Here is a 23,202-nt window from a genome sequence, read left to right as displayed (position 1 = left end):
GTAGGACCGGCTTCAGCCGGGAAGAGGCCAGTGGCAACACCTTCAATTCCGCGGAGTGACAGCCGACACCTTCCCGGCTAAAGCCAGTCCTACAAGGGTTACGCGCGGTGTCAGTAGGACCGGCTTCAGCCGGGAAGAGGCCAGCTGCAGTACCCTCAGTTCTGCGGCGTGACGACCGACGCCTTCCCGGCTAAAGCCAGTCCTACAAGGGTTACGCGCGGTGTTAGTAGGACCGGCTTCAGCCGGGAAGAGGCCAGTGGCAACACCCTCAATTCTGCGACGTGACGACCGACGCCTTCCCGGCTAAAGCCAGTCCTACAAGGGTTACGCGCGGTGTCAGTAGGACCGGCTTCAGCCGGGAAGAGGCCAGCTGCAGTACCCTCAGTTCTGCGGCGTGACGACCGACGCCTTCCCGGCTAAAGCCAGTCCTACAAGGGTTACGCGCGGTGTCAGTAGGACCGGCTTCAGCCGGGAATAGGCCGGTTGCAGCGCCCTCAATTCCGCGGCGTGACGACCGACGCCTTCCCGGCTAAAGCCAGTCCTACAATGGTACGCGCGATGTCAGTAGGACCGGCTTCAGCCGGGAATAGGCCGGTTGCAGCGCCCTCAATTCCGCGGCGTGACGACCGACGTCTTCCCGGCTAAAGCCAGTCCTACGATGGTTACGCGCGGTGTCAGTAGGATCGGCTTCAGCCGGGAAGAGGCCAGTGGCACCACCTTCAATTCCGCGGCGTGACAACCGGCCTCTTCCCGGCTAAAGCCAGTCCTACAAGGGTTGCGCGCGGTGTCAGTAGGGCCGGCTTCAGCCGGGAAGAGGCCAGTTGCAGCGCCCTCAATTCTGCGGCGTGACAACCGGCGTCTTCCCGGCTAAAGCCAGTCCTACAAGGGAAACGCGATCTGTCAGTAGAACCGGCTTCAGCCGGGAAGAGGCCGGTTGCAGCGCCCTCAATTCTACGGCGTGACAACCGGCGTCTTCCCGGCTAAAGCCAGTTCTACTCGAGCACCCATTCACAACCCCACAATGGATAGTCCTCCCTCTGCCTGACCAGACCTGCCCGTATTGGGTTATTCACGACGTAGCGAGCCATCTCGACGAGGTCCTCTTCGGCCCTGACCCCGTGATCGTGATAACCCTTCTGCCATGTGAGTGTTTTTGTGCCGTGAGCCTTGTTCACTGCGAAGGCACTTCTACCCTTCAGTGCTTGCATGAGCGTGGGCAGCAATCCTGACTTGAGCTCGAACAGCCAATGCAGATGGTCGGGCATAACTACCCACGCCATCGAGTGCACAAGGTCTGAGGAATGCAGGTGCTCCATTTCCGCGACGACCCTGCGAGCTATCTGAATATCACTGAATATAGGCAGGCGATTCTTGACCACAGAGGTCACGAGATAGACGTTCCCTGGCTGGGAGGCTCGACCGATGCGCAGAGACCGAGCATGTTTGAGTTCCTGCATTCCATTGCTCCTCTTCGTGTGAGGGCAAACAATAAAGGCAGAAAGCGGATTCAAGGATGGCGAGTGATTGTCAGAAGATTTCTGGCGGCCGGTGATGTTCAGTAGGACCGGCTTCAGCCGGGAAGAGGCCAGTTGCAGCACCCTCAATTCTGCAGCGTGACGACCGACACCTTCCCGGCTAAAGCCAGTCCTACAAGGGCTGCAGTGGTCTAATTTCCCCGGACACCTCGATAAGTGGAAAATACATTTATCGAGGAGTTCTACATGACCAGAAAACGCAACAGGTTTGATGACAGCTACAAACTGGAAGTCGTAAAGATGGTCAGGGATCAGGGGCTGACCGTTCCGCAGGTTTGCCAGGACCAGAATCTCGGTGAGACGGCCGTACGACGGTGGATCCGCCAATACGACGCCGAGCAGTTGGGCCAGGCCGGGATAGGAAACCCGCTGACGGCTGAGCAACAGCGCATTCGGCAGCTGGAGCAGGAAAACCGGCAGCTCAAGATGGACAACGACATCCTAAAAAAGGCTACCGCCTTCTTTGCCCGCGAACTGAAGTGACGTATCGGCTTGTTCGGCAACTGCAACAGAAGGCTTATCCGGTGGCGCATGTCTGTCGTCTGCTGAACGTCAGTCGATCAGGTTTTTACGAGGCCCGTAAGCGTGCACAAGCACCTGTTCGGCTCAGTTGTCCCATTGTCGCGCAGCTCAAGGCATCGTTTGCCGTGAGCGACGGCTGCTCCGGCAGCCGCTCTTTAACCAAGGCTCTGCGGGCCAAGGGCATGGAAATAGGCCGCTATAAAGTCCGCCGCCTGATGCGAGCCCATGGTTTGCGCTCGGCGTGGAAACCTAAGTTTGTGCATACGACCGACAGCAAGCATGACCTGCCAATCGCTGAAAATGTGTTGAACCGTCAGTTTGAACCGCAGGCTGTGAATACCGCCTGGGTCGCCGACATTACCTACATAGGAACGCGCAGCGGCTGGCTCTATCTGGCCGTGGTGCTGGACTTGTTCTCGCGCAAGATCGTGGGTTGGGCGATGGCCCCAAACATGCCTGCAGAGCTGGTGTGCAGCGCGATGCAGATGGCCGTCGCGCAGCGTCAACCGCCGCCTGGCCTGATCGCTCACTCCGATCGCGGCAGCCAATATGCGAGCGCAATCTACAGATCGCTGCTGGCCAGGCACGGGATGCAGCAAAGCATGAGCCGTAAGGGCAACTGCTGGGACAATGCGGTGATGGAGCGCTTCTTCCTGAGCCTGAAAATGGAGCGGGTATGGCGGCGCAATTACGCCAACCATGGCGAAGCGGTACGCGACATCACTCAATATATCGTTGGGTATTACAACAACGAGCGGCTGCACTCAAAACTGGGGTATCTGCCACCGACCGTTTACGAACGGACGGTGGCCTTGAAACAACCTATCGAGGTGTCCGGAATTAGTTGACCACTACAGTTACGCTCGGTGTCAGTAGGACCGGCTTCAGCCGGGAATAGGCCAGTGGCAACACCTTCAATTCCGCGGCGTGACAACCGACGCCTTCCCGGCTAAAGCCAGTCCTACAAGGAATACGCGATCGATCAGTAGGACCGGCTTCAGCCGGGAAGAGGCCGGTATAAACGCCATCAAATTTGCGGCGTGACATCCGGCGTCTTCCCGGCTAAAGCCGGTCCTACAATGGTTACGCGCGGTGTCATGGATGTCAGCGGTTTTGGCTCAGATCCCCGCCAGACTCGGCGGCATGCAGACGCCGGTGCCGCCAATACCGCAGTAGCCCTGGGGGTTTTTCGCCAGGTATTGCTGGTGATAGGCCTCGGCGAAGTACACGGTGGGCGCCTGGTCGATCTCGGTGGTGATTTCCCCCAGGCCGGCCTTGCTCAGCTCGGCCTGATACACCTCGGCGCTGGCCTTGGCCGCCTGCAGTTGCTCAGGCGTTGTCGCATAGATCACCGAGCGGTATTGCGTGCCGATATCATTGCCCTGACGCATGCCCTGTGTCGGATTGTGCAATTCCCAGAACATCGCCAGCAGTTGCTCATAGCTGACCTTCGCAGGCTCGTACACCACGAGGACCACTTCGGAGTGGCCTGTCAGCCCCGAGCAGACTTCTTCGTACGTCGGGTTCGGCGTGAAGCCGCCCGCGTAGCCCACGACGGTGCTAACCACACCCTCCTGCTGCCAGAAGCGCCGTTCAGCCCCCCAGAAGCAGCCCAAACCGAAGATCGCGAACTCAACGTCGTTGAAGAACGGTCCAAGCAGAGGAGTGCCGTTGACGAAATGGGTTTCGGGCAGGGCCATGGGGGTTTCGCGCCCTGGCAGTGCCTGCTGAGCGGTGGGGAGAGCGTTTTTATTCACAAGAATTTCCGAGCGCAAGACCATGAGGCACATCCTCTCTGGGGCAGGACAACCAACATGCGTTGTCAGTGAAAACCGTATATGGGGTCAGAATCGGCTGATGCAAATGCAGGGCGGCAAGTGTGCCGCACTGGTGTGATGCGGGGAAGGGGGTCAGGCCAGTGGGCCACGCGGGTAGCGACGCAGCTTCTCGATCAGCTCTTCGCCAGGAATCGGTTTGTCGAACAGATAGCCCTGACCCACATCGCAACGATGACGACGCAGGAACGCCAGTTGTTCCGCCGTCTCGATGCCTTCGGCGACCACGGTCAACTTGAGGTTGTGGGCCATGGCGATGACCGCCGAGGTGATTTCCATGTCGTCCTGATCATCCGGGATGTCCCGAATGAAACTGCGGTCGATCTTGATCACGTCGATGGGGAATTTCTTCAGGTAACTGAACGACGAATAACCCGTACCGAAATCATCCATCGCCAAGGTCAGGCCCAAGGTTTTCAGCGACTCAAGTTGCAATCGCGTGTCCTCGGTCGCTTCCAGCAGCAAGCCCTCAGTCAGTTCCAGTTCCAGCAGGGACGGGTCGAGCTGTTCGTCACGCAGAATGCTGGCCAGCGACGAGACCAGCTCCGGATCGGAAAACTGCTTCGGCGAGACGTTTATGGCCACATGCAGCTTGCCGTAGCCGGCAGCAGTCAGTTGCTTGCTCATGCGGCAGGACTGACGCGCGACCCATTTGCCGATCGGGATGATCAGGCCGGTCTCTTCGGCGACGCTAATGAACTGGTCCGGGCGGATCATGCCTTTTTCCGGATGATTCCAGCGCAACAGCGCTTCCATGCCCAACAAGCGGCCGCTGCGCAAGCATAGTTTCGGCTGGTAGAAGACTTCCAGTTCGTTCTGCGTCAGCGCGCGGCGCAGGTTGTTCTCGACGAACAGCTTGTAGCTTGCTTCGGCGTTCAGCGCTTCAGTGAACACCTGCACCTGATGCTTGCCGTTGGCCTTGGCCTTGTGCAGCGCCAGGCCGGCGTTCTTCATCAGCGTCTGCGGGTCGCGGCCATGGATGGGGGCGCAGGCGAGTCCGACGGAGCCGGTCACGCTGATCAACTGATTGTCGACGAACATCGGCTTGTCCAGCGTGCTCAGCACTTGGCTGGCAACGCGTTGGCCTTCTTCGGGACTGGTGTCGTCGAGCAGTACAGCGAATTCGTTACTGGCGAAGCGCGCCAGAATGCCGGTCGGGCTCAGGCTGTTGCGCAGGCGGCGAGCCAGGCTGATCAGCAACTTGTCGCCAGTCTGGTGGCCGAGGCTGTCGTTGATGCGTTTGAAGTTGTCGATGTCCACCAGCAAAAGACTGATCGGCGTTTCGACGTCGCGGGCAAAGTGCTCGTCCAGGGTGCGGATGAACGCCGGACGGTTGCCCAGACTGGTCAGATTGTCGGTGTACGCCAGGCGCTCGATCCGCTGTTGGGAGAGCTTGGCCTGAGTGATGTCTTCGTAGATGCCGATGTAATGGGTCAGCTCGCGGTTATCCCCGTACACCTTGGAAATCGACAGCTGGCCCCAGTACGGTTCCAGGTTTTTGCGTCGGCTCTTGAACTCGCCCTGCCAGCTGTTTCCGTTGACCAGGCTGGAGTTCGCATCGAGCAGCAGCGTGCTGAGATTCTCCAGCGCCGGCAGCTCCGAGAGTTGCTGTCCGTGGACTTCCTCGGCGGGGTATTGAGTGATCTCGGTGAAGCTCGGGTTGACGTACTCGACCACGCCGTCGCGATTGACCAGCAAAAACGCATTGGCGCTCTGCTCCACGGCACGCTGAAACAGGTGCAGGGCGCTGGTGGCGGTGCGGCGGTTGTGGTTGTTGATCGCATGGGCAAACTGATCGGCGAGCTCACCGGCAAAAGCAATCTCATCGGACTGCCATTCCCGTGGCATACCGGTTTGCTCGAGGCACAGGACGCCCACCACCTGGCCATCGATGCGCACAGCAGCGTCAAGAATGGCGGTGATGTCCTGGGTTCGCAGTCGCTGAACCAGCTCGCGCGTGCGCGGGTCCCGCTCGACATCGTTGACGTCGATGGCGCGGCTGGTGTGCAGCACGTCCAGATAGCTGGGAAATTCGCTGATATCGATCGCGCCGGTCTTGGGGAATGTGCTGGTATCGCGGCGATACTCGGCAATCGGCTCAAGGGTTTTGCCGTTGAGGTTCCACAGGCTGGCGCAGGAGATGTTGTAGATCTCGCAGGCGCTTTTGGTGATCAGCTCCGCCGCTTCCTGCAGCGAATTGTTCGAACTGTAACGATGGCGCGCCAGGCGCAGGATCAGGCTTTGCTGCGCGCGGACCCGCTCCAGATGCAGCAACTGTTCGTGCTGGGCCCGTTGATTGAGTTCCAGCGCGATCTGCAGGCGGGAGTTCTGCACCTCCAGATCGGGGCTGATGATCAGTTCGCCGGGCTCGACCTGCCCATCGACCACCATCAGGTAACCTCGCAGCAGATGCCGATTGTGTTGCTTGTACCCTTCACCAATCTCCACCAGACCCAACGGGCCGCGCGTCGTGTGCAGGGTGTAGCGGATCAGGTAATGGGCGCTGCCCGCCAGCTGCATCTGCACGGCGTCGTGCAATTGATAGCGCGCTTCGGGCTCCATGAGACTGGCGTAAGGCGTACCCACCAGCGCGCAGAGTTCGACGGCGGGCATGCTGAAGTGCTTTTCGCAGTTCGGGTCCAGGTACAGCATGGCCCAGCTGGGTTCATTCAGCCGCTCGAAACGCAGCATGCCGAGCCGCGAGGGCACCGGTAGTTGCGTCACGACCTCGGCCGCCGGTCTTCCGGCAGCATCAGGTTGGCTTTTCATGGAAGGAACTCGCTTTCAGGGTGCTGTCGCGCGGGCAAGGAGCCCGTCTTTAAGTCGCGTGCCGCAAGGTTGCATCATGGCGCACGGGCTGACAAGTGAGCGCGATGGCTTAGTGCTATAAATCTGTCGGCAGACGGTTGATTTACTGGAGGTAATTGGTCGGATTGTCGGGGTGAGGGTTAAGCGGCTGGTGTTTGTGCATGATCAGCTATCGGCAGCGCGACCGAATACTGTAGGAACTTGTTGCCGTGAATGAGTGCTTTTCAAACGGCAAAAAAAGCCCCGCCAGTGAGCGGGGTTGAGGTACGAGCGTGGCAGCTCGTTAAACCTGGCGCTGAACGGGGGCGCTGAACGGGGACAGATTCATTTACGGTGGAGCGTTGTAAATAAATCAGTCCCCTTTACCGTCCCTTTACCGTCCCTTTACCGCCCGTTGGCGGCTTAGAGCAGAATTGTGCGGATGTCCGCCAACAATTCGCTCAGACGCTTGGTAAAGCGTGCAGCAGCGGCGCCGTTGATCACGCGGTGATCGTAGGACAGCGACAGCGGCAGCATCAGGCGGGGCTGGAAAGCCTTGCCGTCCCAGACCGGTTGCATGGTGGCCTTGGACACGCCAAGGATCGCCACTTCCGGCGCGTTGACGATCGGCGTGAAGCCGGTCCCGCCAATGTGACCCAGGCTGGAGATGGTGAAGCAGGCGCCTTGCATGTCGTTGGCCGACAGCTTTTTGGAGCGCGCTTTCTCAGCCAGCTCAGCTGCCTCGGCCGCCAGTTGCAGCAGGCTCTTCTGATCGACGTTCTTGATGACCGGGACCAGCAGGCCTTCCGGTGTGTCCACCGCGAAACCGATGTTGAAGTATTTCTTGCGAATGATCGCCTTGCCACTCGGTGCCAGCGAACTGTTGAAGTCCGGCAGCTCCTTGAGCATGTGCGCGCTGGCCTTGAGCAGCAGCGGCAGCACGGTCAGCTTGACGCCGGCTTTTTCGGCCACGGCTTTCTGCGCGATACGGAAAGCTTCCAGGTCGGTGATGTCGGCCTGGTCGAATTGCGTGACGTGCGGAATGTTCAGCCAGCTGCGATGCAGACCGGTTGCGCCCAGCTGCATCAGACGCGTCATCGGCACTTCTTCGGTTTCGCCGAAACGGCTGAAATCGACTTCCGGAATCGGCGGGATGCCCATGCCGCCGGCAGCGCCGCCAGCAGCAGGCGCGTCCTTGGACTTGGTCATGATCGATTTGACGTACGCCTGCACGTCTTCTTTCAGCACACGGCCGTGAGGGCCGGTTGCCGAAACAGCGTTCAGCTCGACGCCGAACTCGCGAGCCAACTGACGAACCGCCGGGCCAGCGTGAACCTTGGCGCCATTGTTCGCAGGTGCAGCGGCAGGTGCAGGAGCGCTTTCAGCTTTGGCAGCCGGTGCGGGAGCAGCGGCAGCCGGAGCAGCCGATTCTGCCTTGGCCGGAGCCGGGGCAGCCGCCTGAGCAGGCGCGGCAGCCGGTGCAGCACCCGCCACTTTCAATTTCAGGATCAGGTCGCCAGTGCCGACTTCATCTTCGACCTTGACGCTGATGCTTTCGACAACGCCTGCGGCAGGAGACGGGATCTCCATCGAGGCTTTGTCGGATTCCAGAGTGATCAAGGATTGATCAGCTTCGATGCTGTCGCCCACTTTGACCATCAGCTCGATGATGCGAGCCTTGCCCGACGAACCGATGTCCGGAACGTGAATATCCTGAACCGTATCCGACGCAGCAGGTGCAGCCGCTGCGGCAGGGGCTGCTTCGGCTTCGGCTGGCTTCTCGGCTGGCTTATCAGCAGCAGGGGCGGGCGCGGCAGCAGGTGCAGCAGCAGGCTCGGCCGCCGCTTCGCCTTCCACTTCCAGCTCAAACAGTTCGTCGCCTTCTTTCAGACGGTCGCCCAGCTTCACTTTCATCGCCTTGATGACACCGGCTTTAGGCGCAGGGATTTCCATGCTTGCCTTGTCCGACTCCAGCGTCAGCACGCTCTGGTCAGCTTCGATGCGATCACCGACCTTGACCATCAACTCAATGACTTCACCTTCACCGTTGCCGATGTCGGGTACCCGAATTAACTCACTCACAATGTCTCTCCTTAGGAGAACCTGTTCCTCGACTGCGCTGATTCATCTGCGACGAAACAGCCTGGATGCTCATTTACCGAAGTAAATTCCGCATCGGCGGCTGTTTCGCGCACATTTCAGCGCTCTATTCGATCGTTACGCAGACCTTAGCAGTCCAGCGGGTTGCGCTTTTCAGGATCGATGCCGAACTTGGCAATGGCTTCCGCCACGACCTTAGGTTCGATATCGCCGCGATCGGCCAAGGCTTCCAGGGCGGCCAGCGCCACGAAGTGACGGTCAACTTCGAAGAAGTTGCGCAGCTTCTTGCGGCTGTCGCTACGGCCGAAGCCGTCGGTGCCCAGAACTTTGTATTCCTTGGTCGGAACCCACTGACGGATCTGGTCAGCGAACAGTTTCATGTAGTCGGTCGAAGCGATCACCGGACCTTTACGGCCGTTGAGGCATTCTTCAACGTAGCTCAACTGTGGCTTCTGGCCGGGCTTCAGGCGGTTGCTGCGCTCTACGGCCAGGCCGTCGCGACGCAACTCGTTGAAGCTGGTGACGCTCCAGACGTCCGCGCCAATGTTGAACTGCTCGCGCAGGATCTTCGCCGCCTCGCGCACTTCACGCAGGATGGTGCCCGAACCGAGCAGCTGTACGTGGTGTGCGGCTTCCTTGGTGTCTTCTTCGAGCAGGTACATGCCCTTGATGATGCCTTCCTCGGAACCGGCCGGCATGGCAGGTTGCGTGTAGGACTCGTTCATCACGGTCAGGTAGTAGAAAACGTCCTGCTGTTCTTCGAACATCTTCTTCATGCCGTCCTGAATGATCACCGCCAGCTCGTAGCCGTAGGTCGGATCGAAGGTGCGGCAGTTCGGGATGGTCGAAGCCAGGATGTGGCTGTGGCCGTCTTCGTGCTGCAGACCTTCACCGTTCAGGGTGGTACGACCGGCGGTGCCGCCAATCAGGAAGCCACGGGTGCGACTGTCGCCTGCGGCCCATGCCAGATCGCCGATACGCTGGAAACCGAACATCGAGTAGAAGATGTAGAACGGAATCATCGGCTGGTTGTGGCTGCTGTACGAAGTACCTGCAGCGATGAACGAAGACATCGCACCGGCTTCGTTGATGCCTTCCTCGAGGATCTGACCTTTCTTGTCCTCGCGGTAGAACATCACTTGTTCTTTGTCGACCGGCTCGTACAGCTGGCCTACGGACGAGTAGATGCCGAGCTGGCGGAACATGCCTTCCATACCGAAGGTACGGGCTTCGTCCGGAATGATCGGAACGATGCGCTGACCCACTTCCTTGTCCTTGACCAGTTGGGTCAGGATGCGGACGAAGGCCATGGTGGTGGAGATTTCGCGGTCGCCGGAGCCATCAAGGATCGCCTTGAGGGTTTCCAGTGGCGGGGTCGGCAGGCTGAAGCTCTGCGCGCGACGCTGTGGCACGAAGCCGCCCAGTGCAGCGCGACGCTCGGACAGGTAGCGCGCTTCGGCACTGCCTTCTTCCGGCTTGTAGAACGGCAGGGCTTCGAGCTGATCGTCTTTGATCGGGATGTCAAAGCGGTCACGGAAGTGACGCAGGCTGTCGACATCGACCTTCTTGGTGTTGTGCGCGGTGTTTTTCGCTTCACCGGCGCCGGTGCCATAACCCTTGATGGTCTTGGCCAGAACCACGGTCGGCTGACCCTTGTGGTTCACCGCTGCGTGGTACGCCGCGTAGACCTTGTACGGGTCGTGACCGCCACGGTTGAGTTTCCAGATTTCGTCGTCGGACATATCCGCAACCATCGCCTTGAGTTCTGGCGAGTTGAAGAAGTGTTCGCGCACGAACGCGCCGTCTTTGGCTTTGTAGTTCTGGTATTCGCCGTCGATGACTTCGTCCATACGACGTTGCAGGATGCCGTCGACGTCCTTGGCCAGCAGTGGGTCCCAGAAACGGCCCCAGATGACTTTGCTCACGTTCCACTGAGCACCGCGGAACACGCCTTCCAGTTCCTGGATGATCTTGGCGTTGCCGCGAACCGGACCGTCCAGACGCTGCAGGTTGCAGTTCACGACGAAGATCAGGTTGTCGAGCTTCTCGCGACCGGCCAGGGCGATGGCGCCCAGGGATTCCGGCTCGTCGGTCTCGCCGTCGCCCAGGAAGCACCAGACTTTCTGCTTGCCTTCAGGGATGTAACCGCGGTGCTCCAGGTACTTCATGAAGCGCGCCTGGTAGATCGCCTGAATCGGACCCAGACCCATGGAAACAGTCGGGAACTGCCAGAAGTCTTTCATCAGCCACGGGTGTGGATAAGACGACAGGCCGTTGCCATCGACTTCCTGACGGAAGTTGTTCATCTGGTCTTCAGTGATGCGGCCTTCCATGAACGCACGGGCGTAAACGCCTGGCGATGCGTGACCCTGGAAGTAGATCAGGTCGCCGCCGTGTTCGTCGGTCGGGGCCTGGAAGAAGTAGTTGAAGCCGATGTCGTACAGGGTTGCACTGGAAGCGAAGCTGGAGATGTGGCCGCCCAGATCCGGGTCGCCGATGTTGGTCTTGACCACCATCGCCAACGCGTTCCAACGTACCAGCGAGCGAATGCGGCGTTCCATGAACAGGTCGCCAGGCATGCGTGCTTCGTGGGTAACGGGGATGGTGTTGCGATAAGGCGTGGTGATGGCGTAAGGCAGTTGCGAACCACTTCGTGTGGCCAGCTCACCCATACGGGTCATCAGGTAGTGAGCACGGTCTTCGCCTTCTTTGTCGAGAACCGATTCCAGGGCGTCCAGCCATTCCTGGGTTTCGACGGGATCGAGGTCTTGCATGGCTTGCTCCAGGGCGGAAAGGCTTCCAGAATCGGTTGCCTGAGTTTGTTACGACTGGCCTTGTGGGCAGACGATGTAAATTCTTGGATGGCCGGATGGGTTCCCGGCGTTGTGTAGTTTTACTACAAATCTTGGGCTAATTCAGCTTTTTGACTTGTATATACAGTAGTAAAACTACAGCGAAGCGATGTTTTCGCTCGTGTTGCAGTGTCCGATAAAGCAGTGTTGTCGGTGCAAAAATCTGACGAGTCGCCTGATATAACCTGCTGGCAGCCAAGAAACGCCAGCCATCAGCAATTTTTAACCTTTGTTCGACAGTCCGTCCGTGGCGTGTTTACGACCGCCTTGTCGGGCTGGCAATTGAACGCCGATCAAGGATAGAACATGAGCCTTCCCCTGCTGGCCGAGCTGCCGGCTGTCCTTATGCCGTTGGTCGCGCGGGCCGGCCAATCCTGGCGCACCGCGCTTGATTCCCTGACAGATGAAGCCAGGCAGTCGTTTCAGACCTGGCCCGAGGCGCGGCTGCAGGCGTTCGACCGCGTCTGTGCGGCCAGCGATTTTGTTGCCGATCAGGTTTCGCGCGATCCGCTGATGTTGCTCGACCTCGCTGAATCCGGTGAGCTGGAGCGCAGTTTTGCGCCCGGCGAGCTGCTTGGGCACATCGCCATTGCCGTCATTCAGGCTGCCAGCGACGATGAACTGGGGCGTAATCTACGTCGTCAACGCACGCGCCAGCAAGTGCGAATTATCTGGCGGGATCTGACCCGGCAGGCCGATCTGGTGGAAACCTGCCGCGATCTCTCGGACATGGCAGATGGCTGCATTGATCTGGCTTACAAGTGGCTGTACGAGCGGCATTGCCAGCAATTCGGCACGCCGACCGGCCGTCGGACCGGCGAGCCGCAGCAGATGGTCATCCTCGGCATGGGCAAGCTGGGCGCCGTCGAGCTGAACCTGTCCTCGGACATCGATCTTATCTTTGCCTACCCCGAAGGCGGCGAAACCCAGGGCGTCAAGCGGCCGCTGGACAATCAGGAATTCTTCATCCGACTGGGTCAGCGATTGATCAAGGCGCTGGACCCGGTCACGGTCGACGGCTTTGTCTTTCGTGTCGACATGCGCCTGCGGCCGTACGGGTCTTCCGGTGCCTTGGTGCTCAGTTTCAACGCGCTGGAGCAGTACTACCAGGATCAGGGCCGCGACTGGGAACGCTACGCAATGATCAAGGCGCGGGTGGTGGGCGGCGATCAGGAGAAGGGCAGCGAGTTGCTCGACATGCTGCGGCCGTTTGTCTATCGCCGCTACCTGGATTTCTCCGCCATTGAAGCGCTGCGCACCATGAAGCAGCTGATTCAGCAAGAAGTCCGCCGCAAGGGAATGGCCGAGAACATCAAGCTCGGGTCCGGCGGCATCCGTGAAGTGGAGTTCATTGCGCAGGCTTTTCAACTGATTCACGGCGGGCGCGATTTGAGTCTGCAGCAGCGGCCGCTGCTCAAGGTGCTGAAAACCCTGGAAGGCCAGGGCTATTTGCCGGCTGCGGTCATCGATGAGTTGCGTGAGGGCTACCAGTTTCTGCGCTACACCGAGCACGCCATTCAGGCGATCGCCGATCGGCAGACGCAAATGCTCCCCGACGACCCGCAGGATAAATCGCGCATCGCCTTCATGATGGGCTTTGCCGACTGGGCGAGTTTCCATGAACGACTGATGTACTGGCGTGAGCGGGTCGCGTGGCACTTCCGGCAGGTCATCGCTGACCCGGACGAGGAAGATGGGCAGCAGGACCACGGCGAAGAAATCGTCGGTGGCGAGTGGCTGCCGCTGTGGGAAGAGTCGCAGAACGAGGAAAGCGCCTGCCTCCAGCTCCAGGAGGGCGGATTCGCCGACGCGCAAAAGGCCCTGAAAAATCTGAGCAACCTGCGCAACAGTTCACAGCTGCGCTCAATGCAGCGTCTCGGGCGCGAACGGCTTGATGCCTTTATTCCGCGCCTGCTCGCCCAAGCGGTCGAGCACGACAATCCCGATCTGGTGCTGGAGCGGGTACTGCCGCTGGTGGAAGCGGTGGCCCGTCGCTCGGCGTATCTGGTGTTGCTCACCGAGAACCCCGGCGCACTGCGTCGATTGCTGACCCTGTGCGCAGCCAGCCCGTGGATTGCCGAACAGATCGCCCGCTTTCCGTTGCTGCTCGATGAGTTGCTTAACGAAGGTCGCCTGTTCAGCCCGCCCCAGGCGCTTGAACTGGCGGCTGAGCTGCGCGAGCGTCTGACGCGAATTCCCGAGGACGATCTCGAACAGCAAATGGAAGCCCTGCGGCATTTCAAGCTGGCGCACCGTCTGCGCGTGGCTGCGTCGGAAATCACCGGCAGCCTGCCGCTGATGAAAGTCAGCGATTACCTGACCTGGCTCGCCGAGGCGATTCTGGAGCAAGTGCTGGCGCTCGCCTGGCGCCACACTGTTGCCCGCCATGGCGCGCCGCGGCGTCCGGATGGCACCTTGTGCGATCCCGGTTTTGTCATCGTCGGCTACGGCAAGGTCGGCGGCATTGAGCTGGGGCACGGCTCTGATTTGGACCTGGTGTTCATCCACGACGGCGATCCCCAGGCTGAGACCGATGGCGCCAAGCCGATCGATGGCGCGCAGTTTTTCACCCGGCTCGGTCAGCGGATCATTCACCTAATCACCACCCAGACCAACTCCGGCCAGTTGTACGAAGTCGACATGCGCCTTCGCCCGTCTGGCGCGGCGGGCTTGCTGGTGAGCTCGCTCGGGGCGTTTTCCCGGTATCAGGAGAACGAGGCCTGGACGTGGGAGCATCAGGCGTTGGTGCGCGCGCGGGTGCTGGTGGGCAGCACCGATGTCGGCCGGCAGTTCGAAGCCGTTCGCGCTTTGGTGCTGGGCCGTGAGCGGGATCTGCCGAAGCTGCGTCAGGAGGTCAGCGAGATGCGCGCCAAGATGCGCGACAACCTCGGCACCCGCGCAACGGCGGCCGGCAAGGGGGCGAATGCATTTGAACCGACGGCGCGGTTCGACCTCAAGCAGGACGCCGGAGGTATCGTCGATATTGAATTTATGGTGCAATACGCGGCTCTGGCGTGGTCCAGAGAGCACCCCGCGCTGCTTCGTTACACCGATAACATCCGTATTCTCGAAGGCCTTGAAGAGGCGGGCTTGATGGCCGCCGCCGATGCCGGACTGCTGCGTGAGGCCTACAAGGCCTACCGCTCGGCCGCTCACCGACAGGCGTTGCAGAACGATCCGGGTGTTGTGGCCGGCGACCAGTTCGCCACCGAACGGCGTGAAGTGATGCGGCTCTGGGGGCAGCTGGGGCTGGGTTGATTGCTGGCAGGGTCCGGATCTGACGGATCTATATAAAGCTATGACAGGGAGGCGTCAGGCTGCGTGTGCAAGCATCACGCAGTTTGATGGGCCTCCCTGCTCGTTTCTGGTCGTTTTTGGATGAGCATGAGAATTCTGATCGTAGGGCCCAGCTGGGTGGGTGACATGGTGATGGCGCAGACGCTGTTCCAGTGCCTGAAACAGCGTCACCCGCAGTGCGAAATCGATGTGCTGGCGCCCGAGTGGAGCCGGCCGATCCTTGAGCGCATGCCTGAAGTGCGCACGGCCTTGAGCTTCCCGCTCGGCCATGGCGCGCTGGAACTGGCCACGCGCCGGCGCATCGGCAAATCCCTCAAGGGCCACTACGATCAGGCGATTCTGCTGCCCAATTCCCTGAAGTCGGCGCTGGTGCCGTTTTTCGCCGGCATTCCCAAACGCACCGGCTGGCGTGGCGAGTTTCGCTACGGCCTGCTTAATGACGTGCGCACCCTCGACAAACAGCGTTACCCGCTGATGATCGAACGCTTCATGGCGCTGGCCTACGACAAGGGCGCTGAATTGCCGCGCCCTTATCCCAAACCCAGCCTGCAAATCGAAAACGCCAGCCGTGACGCGGCGCTAACCAAGTTCGGTCTGAGTCTTGATCGGCCCGTGCTTGCGCTGTGCCCGGGCGCCGAGTTCGGTGAGTCCAAGCGCTGGCCTTCCGAGCATTACGCCAAGGTCGCCGAAGCGAAGATTCGTGAAGGCTGGCAAGTCTGGCTGTTCGGCTCCAAGAACGACCATGGGGTGGGCGAAAGCATCCGTGAGCGGCTGATTCCGGGCCTGCGCGAAGAATCCATGAACCTCAGCGGTGGCACGTCACTGGCCGAAGCCATTGACCTGCTGTCCTGCGCAGACGCCGTGGTTTCCAACGATTCCGGGCTGATGCACGTGGCCGCCGCGCTGAATCGCCCGCTGGTGGCGGTGTACGGCTCGACGTCGCCGGGCTTCACGCCGCCGCTGGCCGATGAAGTCGAGATCGTCCGGCTCGGCATCGAGTGCAGCCCGTGTTTCGAGCGCACCTGCCGCTTCGGCCATTACAACTGCCTGCGCCTACTGCAGCCGGATTCGGTGATCCAGGCCCTTGGCCGCATTGGCGCCGCCCCGGTCGAGGTCGCCTGACTTGCGGGTACTGCTGATCAAAACTTCGTCACTGGGTGACGTGATACACACCTTGCCCGCGCTGACCGACGCCATGGGCGCGCTGCCGGGCATCCAGTTCGACTGGGTGGTGGAAGAGGGCTTCTCCGAGATCCCGACCTGGCATCCGGCGGTCGCCAACGTGATTCCGGTGGCGATCCGTCGCTGGCGCAAGAACCTCTGGCAGACCGTTAAGAATGGCGAATGGCGCCAGTTCAAACAGCGCCTGCGCGACACCCGCTACGATCTGGTGATCGACGCTCAGGGCCTGCTGAAAAGTGCCTGGCTCACCCGCTATGTCAAAGCGCCTGTCGCCGGGCTGGGCAAGACTTCTGCGCGCGAGCCCATGGCCGCTCGTTTCTACGATCGCCCCTACGCCGTTGCCCGGGGCCAGCATGCGGTAGAGCGCTTGCGTCAGCTGTTCGGCCAGGCGCTGGGCTATCAGGTGCCTGCGGGACTGGGCGATTACGGCCTTGATCGCAGCCGCCTGCTCACTGCCACACACGACGCGCCCTTCGTGCTGTTCCTGCATGGCACCACGTGGGACACCAAGCACTGGCCCGAGCTGTATTGGCGACAATTGGCCGAACGCATGATCGGCCAAGGACTGGAAGTGCGACTGCCGTGGGGCAACCCGGTCGAGAAGGCGCGTGCCGAGCGCATTGCCGATGGCCTTGATAATGCCGTCGTGTTGCCCAAACTCAATCTGGCAGGGGTTGCTCGCGTACTGGCGAGCGCCCAGGGCTGCGTCGCCGTTGATACCGGTCTTGGTCATCTGGCGGCCGCACTGGACGTACCGACGCTTTCGTTGTTCGGCCCGACCAATCCGGGTCTGACCGGCGCCTACGGCCGGTCGCAGGTTCATCTAGCGGCCGATTACCCCGCCTGCGCGCCGTGCCTGCAAAAGAAATGCACCTACCGACCGACGCCTGAAGATCAGCGTCAGGTCGATACCGAACGCGAGTGGCCCATGTGCTTTACTCGCCTGAATCCCGAGCGGGTAGCGAACCAGTTAGGCGCGCTATTGCTGGCAAAGGAACATCCCTGATGCAACTGGCATTCGTGCTTTATAAATACTTCCCCTTCGGCGGCCTGCAGCGTGACTTCATGCGCATCGCCCTGGAGTGCCAGCAGCGCGGCCATAAAATCCGCGTCTACACGCTGATCTGGGAGGGCGACGTGCCGCCCGGCTTCGAAGTGCTGGTGGCGCCGGTCAAGGCGATCTTCAACCACCGCCGCAACGAAAAGCTCACCGACTGGATGAATGCCGACCTGGCCAAGCGTCCCGTGGACCGGTTGATCGGCTTCAACAAGATGCCCGGTCTGGACGTGTACTACGCCGCCGATGGCTGCTACGAAGACAAGGCCCAGAACCTGCGCCACGGCCTGTACAAATACTGGGGCCGCTACCGTCACTTCGCCGACTACGAACGCGCGGTGTTCGGCAAAGACGCCAAGACCGAAGTGCTGATGATCTCCGAGGTGCAGCAGCCGCTTTTCATCAAGCATTACGACACGCCGCTCGCGCGCTTTCATCTGCTGCCGCCGGGGATCTCTCAGGACCGCCGCGCACCGCCGGATGCTGCTGAAATCCGCGCTGAATTCCGTCGCGAGTTCAAGCTGGCCGACGATGACCTGTTGCTCGTGCAGATCGGCTCCGGCTTCAAGACCAAGGGCGTCGACCGCAGCCTCAAGGCGCTGGCGGCGCTGCCTGCTGAACTGAAAAAACGCACGCGACTGTTTGTCATCGGCCAGGACGACCCCAAGGTATTCCAGCTGCAAAGCACGACGCTGGGCCTGGGCGATCACGTCACCTTCATGAAAGGGCGCAGCGACATTCCGCGTTTTCTGTTGGGCGCCGACCTGTTGATTCATCCGGCGTACAACGAAAACACCGGCACCGTGCTGCTTGAAGCGCTGGTGGCGGGTCTTCCGGTGCTGGTCAGCGCGGTGTGCGGCTACGCCCATTACATCGCCGAGGCCGACAGCGGTCTGGTGCTCGATGAGCCGTTCGAACAGAACCAGCTCAATCAGTACCTGGCCCGCATCCTCAAGGACGACGCCGCGCGCAGCACCTGGAGCCGCAACGGGCTGACATTCGCCGACACGGCTGATCTTTACAGCATGCCGCAGCACGCTGCGGATGTGATTCTGGCGGAGCACCACGGATGAAACTGATCCTTGCTGAACCCTTCAAGAGCCTCTGGGCCGGGCGCGATGCGTTCGAAGCCGTCGAGGCGCTTGAAGGCCAGGTCTATCGCGAGCTCGAAAACCGGCGCACGTTGCGTACCGAGGTCAACGGGCGCGGTTACTTCGTCAAGATCCATCGCGGCATCGGCTGGGGTGAAGTGGCGAAGAACCTGCTGACCGCCAAACTGCCGGTGCTCGGCGCGGGTCAGGAGTGGGACGCGGTCAACCGTCTGCATGAAGTCGGCGTGCCGACCATGACCGCTGTGGCGTACGGCGAGCGCGGCAACAATCCAGCCACGCAGCATTCGTTCATCATCACCGAAGAACTGGCGCCGACCGAGAGCCTGGAAGACGTCAGCCTCAACTGGCGCACCGAGCCGCCCGAGCCGCGCATGAAGCGCGCGTACATCGCTGAAGTCGCTCGGCTGGTGGGCATGATGCACCGCGCCGGGGTTAATCATCGCGACTGCTACATCTGTCATTTTCTGCTGCACACCGACACGCCGGTCACGCCTGATGATTTCAGGCTCTCGGTGATCGACCTGCACCGCGCCCAGACGCGCCCGGCGATTACCCAGCGTTGGCGCAACAAAGACCTCGCCGCGCTGTATTTCTCGGCGATGGACATCGGCCTGACCCGGCGCGACAAACTGCGCTTTCTCAAGGGCTATTTCCAGCAGCCGCTGCGGCAGATCCTCGCCCAGGAATCGGCGCTGTTGAGCTGGCTTGAAGGCAAGGCCGAGAAGCTCTATCAGCGCAAACTGCGTTACGGGGATGCGCTCTGATGGCGGGTTGGAAGCTGGAGCCTGGCTACGCCGCGCTGACGGACGACTTCGGCACCCTCGACGCCGTGTTCGCCCTCAAAGGCGAGCGGCTGACCCGCGATCCGTTGTCCGAAGTCATCCGCGTCGAACGCGGTGGCGTGAACTACTACGTCAAGCGCTACGTCGCGGCGGGCAAGGGTTTGCGCCGGTATCTGGGACGGCCACGGGTCAAGTCCGAATGGCAGAACCTCAAGCGCTTCGCCAAGTGGGGCATTCCGACGGCAGAAGTCGTCGCCTGGGGCCTGGAGCGCAACGGCGCTGCGTATGATCGCGGCGCGCTGATCACCCGCGAGCTGCCGCGCACCGAAGATTTGTCCGAACTGGCGCGGGTCAACGACACGCGCCTGGACAGCCGTTCATGGGTCAACGGCGTCAGCCAGCAGGTGGCGCGTTACACCCGAACCATGCACGACCATCACTTCACCCATAACGATCTGAAGTGGCGCAACTTGCTGGTGGACGATCAGGCAACGGTGTTCTTGATCGACTGCCCCAACGGGGCGTTCTGGGTCAGCTTCATGCTGCGCTACCGGATCACCAAAGACCTTGCGTGCCTAGACAAGGTGGCTAAATATCATCTGTCGGCCACTCAGCGTCTGCGCTTCTATCTGCAATACCGTGGGCGCGAACGCTTGAACGAATCAGACAAAAAGCGCATCCGCCACATCGTCAGTTTTTTTGAGGGTCGTGAATGAGTGTTTTCATTGCTGACGCCGACAGGGGGCTGCTGGAGCGGCACGGTCTGGCGGACTTCGATGCGTTGTGGAACGTCGAACTCGACGCGGTGGATGAACCCAACACCGGTCGCGGCGGCTGGAGCAGTGTGTTTCGCCTGGAGCTGGAAGGCTCCGGTTATTACCTCAAGCGCCAGAGCAACTACCTGACGTACACCCTGCATCACCCGTTCGGCGAGCCTTCGTTTTCCCGGGAGTTTCGCAACATCAGCCTGTATCAGAAGCTGGGCATTCCGGCGCTGCATGCGGTGTTTTACGCCGACAGGAAAGTCGACGGCGAGCGCCGCGCGATTCTCATGACCCGGGCGCTGGATGGCTGGACAGACCTGGACACGCTGTTGCAGGACTGGCACGAGCGGCCGGCCACCGAGCGTCTGGCGATTCTGCAGGCCTGCGGGCAACTGGCGCGCACGCTGCACAAGGCCGGCCAGGTGCACGGCTGTTTCTACCCCAAGCATATTTTCATGCGTGCGCGGGGCGGCGAGTACATGGCGCAGCTGATCGACCTGGAGAAGACGCGCAAGTCGATCTTCGGCCAGCGCGACCGGGTCAAGGACATCGAGCCTTTGCTGCGCCGCGCACCGGTCTGGAACGAAACGGAAATCCGCGAACTGCTCGGCGCTTATCTGCACGCCCCGACCGACAGCGGGCTGGTTGACGCTTGGTGGCAGCGGGTTGCCAAGCGGGGCAGTCACAAGCGCCGTGATCGGTGATTTCCGGTTTTGATACACACGAGATTCACTGCCTGTCAGATCTGTAATCTGGACAGGCTTGATCAAAGAGGGCGCCGATGCGTTTGTCTGAACTGAAAAACGCCGGTCGCACTCCGGCGCTGCCGATGAACATTGCGCTGGAGGATGCGGCCGGTCCTGCCGAGCTGCAATTGCTCAGCCTGCTGCGCGTCCTGCCCGGGCAACGCTACGTCGGCGCGGGCATCTGGCGCGGACGCACGGTCCTGGCCAAGCTGCTGGTCGGGCCGAAAGCCCCGCGGCATTTCCAGCGCGAGCGCGACGGCGTGCAGGCTTTGGCAAAGCAAGGCTTGCCGACGCCGTTGCTCTTGGCCGACGGGCTGCAGGAAGGTGAGGGCGGCTGGCTGCTGTTCGAGTTTCTGGATCAGGCCGAAAGTCTGGGCGATGCCTGGAAATCGGTGGAAGCGCTGCCGTCGCTGGCCGATGAACAACAGTCGGTGCTCGGCGATGCGCTCGCCGTTGTGGGCCAGATGCACGCCAAAGGCCTGTGGCAGGAAGACCTGCACCTGGACAATCTGCTGCGTCAGGGCTCGACCTTGTACGTGATCGACGGCGCAGGCATTCGCGTCGAGGAAGCCGGCAAGCCGTTGTCGCGGCAAAAAGTGCTGGAAAACCTCGGCGTGTTCTTCGCCCAGTTGCCGAAGTCGCTGGAGCCGTTCACCGAAGAATTACTGGTCTATTACCTGCTGAGCAATGGCGAGCATGGCTTGCCGGTCGAGGCCCTGCAAAAGCAGATCGACAAGGTGCGCAGTTGGCGCTTGCGGGATTACCTGATCAAGATCGGCCGTGAATGCAGCCTGTTCAGCGTCGAAGACGGGCCGTTCGCCCTGCGCGCGATTCGTCGCGAGGAAGTGGCGTCGATGTTGCCGGTGTTGGAAAAGGCCGACGTGCTGGTCGAGGGCGGTCATCTGTACAAGACCGGTGGTGCGGCCAGCGTCGCCAAGGTAGACGTCGCCGGCCGCGAGCTGGTGATCAAGCGCTACAACATCAAGAACCTGGCGCATTGGCTCAAACGTTTCTGGCGACCGTCCCGCGCCTGGCACTCATGGCGCGAAGGCAATCGGCTGCGGTTCCTCGGCATCGCCACGCCCAAACCGCTGGCGCTGCTGGAAAAGCGCTTCGTATGGCTGCGCCGAGAGGCGTTCCTGGTCACCGAGTTTCTGCCAGGCCCCGACATCATCGAGCGCTTTGCGCCCTACGTGGCCAGCGGCGATGCGCCGGAAGCCGAGTTGCAGGCGCTGGATCTGTTGTTTGCGCAGTTGATCCGCGAGCGCATCAGCCACGGCGATCTCAAAGGCCACAACGTGTTCTGGCACAACGATCGCTGGTCGCTCATCGATCTGGACGCCATGTGCCAGCATGGCTCCCAGACCTCGTTCGCGGCGGCGTTCGCCAAAGATCGCGCGCGCTTCATGCGCAACTGGCCGGCGGACAGCGCGCTGCACCAGTTGCTGGAGCAGCGCATTCCGACGGTTTCAAAAGCGCCGGACTGACCCGTCAGCTCACGTGATTGAGGTTCATCTCCACCAATGCGTCGATTAGGGCCTGCAGGTCATCGAACGGCTGACGATTGACCTGCGGCCATGACTCGCGCTCGACGTAGGCTTTGCCCGCGGTATTGAAGCGCACCGGCGTGTGCTTGAGCGTGCGGTCCCTTGAGCGATGCACGATCGTTGGCCGCAAGGCCACGGATTCGTCGAGCAGGAACATGCCCGGACTGTGCAATCTGCCGCCCACCGGGGTCGCGAGTTGAGGTCGCGCGGGCAGTTCGATCTCCACGCGGAAGTCATTCTTCACCAGCACCGGCTCGTGTCCCAGCCCCGCAGCGACCTGTTCGCCCGGATCGATCATGATGCCGCGCGCCTTGCCCGGGGCCACGTCCATCACCCGCACGCCAATCCCTTGCTCCAGTTCAGCGATGCCCGGCACGCTGTTCTTGAACGTGTTGGCATGGCTTTCACCCACCAGGGCAATCCACTTGTGTGGCCCCATCACCTGCTGGTGCTTGCGTATCGTACGAGACGCAAAATAGCTGAGCACCTGTTGGCGCGTGGTGTTGGAGTTGCTCGGAAGATGGCGGATGAAATAGCTGGCGGTGCAGTCGATGGCACGGATTTCAATGCCGTGCCGCTTGGCCTGAATCACCAGGTTCTCAAATGAGTAGACGCCAGTCGGGTCTGTCAGAAATGTTCTGTCCATGTGCTTGAGGTCGTGCAGCAGACGTTTGCTCATCAGGCCGGTTTCAGCGAAGCGATCAAGATCGGCTTGGTGGAGGTCGGTCAACAGGTGCTCCATGTACAGCGTGCGCACGTCCTGGCGCGCCAGATGTTCCATGTTGTCGAGGATGAAGCGCTTGCTGGCGCGTGCCGAATGGGATTCCCCGATGACCACGCCGGACGTGTTCTCGTACAACTCTTCGATGAACATGCTTAACGGCGTGTCGGCTTTTACTTCAGGCAACATCACGCGCTCAGGCAGGGCGAGGTTGAGCACCGAGCGCGCGTCTTTTTGCAGCGTATTCGCCAGTTCGAAGAACCGTTCACGCACCTCGATCAAATGACTTTCGATGAAAGAGTAATCAGGATTCAGGCCTCTGTGACGGAAGTGAGCAAGGTCATGGAAGATGCTCTGCATGTC

General features: G+C 60.9%; 15 protein-coding genes. 9 read left to right on the top strand and 6 right to left on the bottom strand.

What is annotated here, in order from left to right:
- Positions 1 to 992: 992 nt before the first annotated feature.
- The gene (locus tag M1E04_RS22425; protein WP_065987863.1) at positions 993 to 1,457 is read right to left on the bottom strand and encodes an REP-associated tyrosine transposase; all 465 of its coding nucleotides are present in this window, start codon (positions 1,455 to 1,457) and stop codon (positions 993 to 995) included.
- Between the two features lie 264 nt (positions 1,458 to 1,721).
- On the opposite strand from M1E04_RS22425, the gene M1E04_RS22420 reads away from it, so the two are divergent.
- Positions 1,722 to 2,905, top strand: a protein-coding gene (locus M1E04_RS22420; RefSeq protein ID WP_456291595.1) for an IS3 family transposase whose coding sequence is annotated in 2 segments (ribosomal slippage) — positions 1,722 to 1,986 and positions 1,986 to 2,905 — 1,185 coding nt in all. Because the reading frame shifts where the segments join, the coding sequence is not laid out codon by codon here.
- 270 nt (positions 2,906 to 3,175) lie between these two features.
- Here M1E04_RS22420 and msrA read toward each other — a convergent pair.
- The 4 genes from msrA to aceE all read right to left on the bottom strand — a co-directional run bounded on the left by msrA (position 3,176) and on the right by aceE (position 11,553).
- Complete coding sequence (msrA, locus tag M1E04_RS22415) at positions 3,176 to 3,838, bottom strand: peptide-methionine (S)-S-oxide reductase MsrA (RefSeq protein WP_065987862.1); 663 nt, start codon at positions 3,836 to 3,838, stop codon at positions 3,176 to 3,178.
- A gap of 129 nt (positions 3,839 to 3,967) precedes the next feature.
- Complete coding sequence (locus M1E04_RS22410) at positions 3,968 to 6,661, bottom strand: putative bifunctional diguanylate cyclase/phosphodiesterase (RefSeq protein WP_065987861.1); 2,694 nt, start codon at positions 6,659 to 6,661, stop codon at positions 3,968 to 3,970.
- Positions 6,662 to 7,102: 441 nt separating this feature from the next.
- Positions 7,103 to 8,761 carry a dihydrolipoyllysine-residue acetyltransferase gene (gene aceF, locus M1E04_RS22405; protein ID WP_369319074.1) on the bottom strand — a complete coding sequence of 553 codons (1,659 nt, stop codon included), beginning with the start codon at positions 8,759 to 8,761 and terminating at the stop codon, positions 7,103 to 7,105.
- A gap of 146 nt (positions 8,762 to 8,907) precedes the next feature.
- Positions 8,908 to 11,553: a pyruvate dehydrogenase (acetyl-transferring), homodimeric type gene (gene aceE / locus M1E04_RS22400; protein ID WP_065987859.1), complete on the bottom strand. Its 2,646-nt coding sequence runs from the start codon at positions 11,551 to 11,553 to the stop codon at positions 8,908 to 8,910.
- 384 nt (positions 11,554 to 11,937) lie between these two features.
- On the opposite strand from aceE, the gene glnE reads away from it, so the two are divergent.
- The 8 genes from glnE (at position 11,938) to M1E04_RS22360 (ending at position 22,058) form a co-directional block, all read left to right on the top strand.
- On the top strand, positions 11,938 to 14,889 hold the full coding sequence (gene glnE, locus M1E04_RS22395; protein WP_456292065.1) for a bifunctional [glutamate--ammonia ligase]-adenylyl-L-tyrosine phosphorylase/[glutamate--ammonia-ligase] adenylyltransferase: 2,952 nt from the start codon (positions 11,938 to 11,940) through the stop codon (positions 14,887 to 14,889).
- A gap of 126 nt (positions 14,890 to 15,015) precedes the next feature.
- Positions 15,016 to 16,050, top strand: a complete 1,035-nt coding sequence (gene waaF, locus M1E04_RS22390; RefSeq protein ID WP_065987857.1) for a lipopolysaccharide heptosyltransferase II — start codon at positions 15,016 to 15,018, stop codon at positions 16,048 to 16,050.
- A 1-nt stretch (position 16,051) separates the two neighbouring features.
- On the top strand, positions 16,052 to 17,116 hold the full coding sequence (gene waaC / locus M1E04_RS22385; RefSeq protein ID WP_065987856.1) for a lipopolysaccharide heptosyltransferase I: 1,065 nt from the start codon (positions 16,052 to 16,054) through the stop codon (positions 17,114 to 17,116).
- Complete coding sequence (locus tag M1E04_RS22380; protein WP_456292064.1) at positions 17,116 to 18,240, top strand: glycosyltransferase family 4 protein; 1,125 nt, start codon at positions 17,116 to 17,118, stop codon at positions 18,238 to 18,240. Before waaC ends, M1E04_RS22380 begins: the two co-directional genes overlap by 1 nt.
- Positions 18,237 to 19,043, top strand: coding sequence for a lipopolysaccharide core heptose(I) kinase RfaP (gene rfaP / locus M1E04_RS22375; protein WP_065987854.1), 807 nt, complete (start codon positions 18,237 to 18,239; stop codon positions 19,041 to 19,043). Before M1E04_RS22380 ends, rfaP begins: the two co-directional genes overlap by 4 nt.
- Complete coding sequence (locus M1E04_RS22370; RefSeq protein ID WP_065987853.1) at positions 19,043 to 19,777, top strand: lipopolysaccharide kinase InaA family protein; 735 nt, start codon at positions 19,043 to 19,045, stop codon at positions 19,775 to 19,777. The genes rfaP and M1E04_RS22370 overlap by 1 nt, the downstream gene beginning before the upstream one ends.
- Positions 19,774 to 20,529, top strand: coding sequence for a lipopolysaccharide kinase InaA family protein (locus M1E04_RS22365; RefSeq protein WP_456292063.1), 756 nt, complete (start codon positions 19,774 to 19,776; stop codon positions 20,527 to 20,529). The genes M1E04_RS22370 and M1E04_RS22365 overlap by 4 nt, the downstream gene beginning before the upstream one ends.
- A gap of 77 nt (positions 20,530 to 20,606) precedes the next feature.
- Positions 20,607 to 22,058 (top strand): lipopolysaccharide kinase InaA family protein, encoded by a 1,452-nt coding sequence (locus M1E04_RS22360; RefSeq protein WP_065987851.1) that lies wholly within the window; start codon positions 20,607 to 20,609, stop codon positions 22,056 to 22,058.
- Between the two features lie 4 nt (positions 22,059 to 22,062).
- On the opposite strand, the gene M1E04_RS22355 is transcribed toward M1E04_RS22360, so the two are convergent.
- The gene (locus M1E04_RS22355) at positions 22,063 to 23,199 is read right to left on the bottom strand and encodes a membrane-targeted effector domain-containing toxin (RefSeq protein WP_456292062.1); all 1,137 of its coding nucleotides are present in this window, start codon (positions 23,197 to 23,199) and stop codon (positions 22,063 to 22,065) included.
- Positions 23,200 to 23,202: the final 3 nt, after the last annotated feature.

It is taken from the genome of Pseudomonas sp. AK106 (assembly GCF_053903055.1).
Note: the sequence above shows the minus strand (reverse complement) of the source record. Positions and strands in the feature narration are given on the sequence as shown.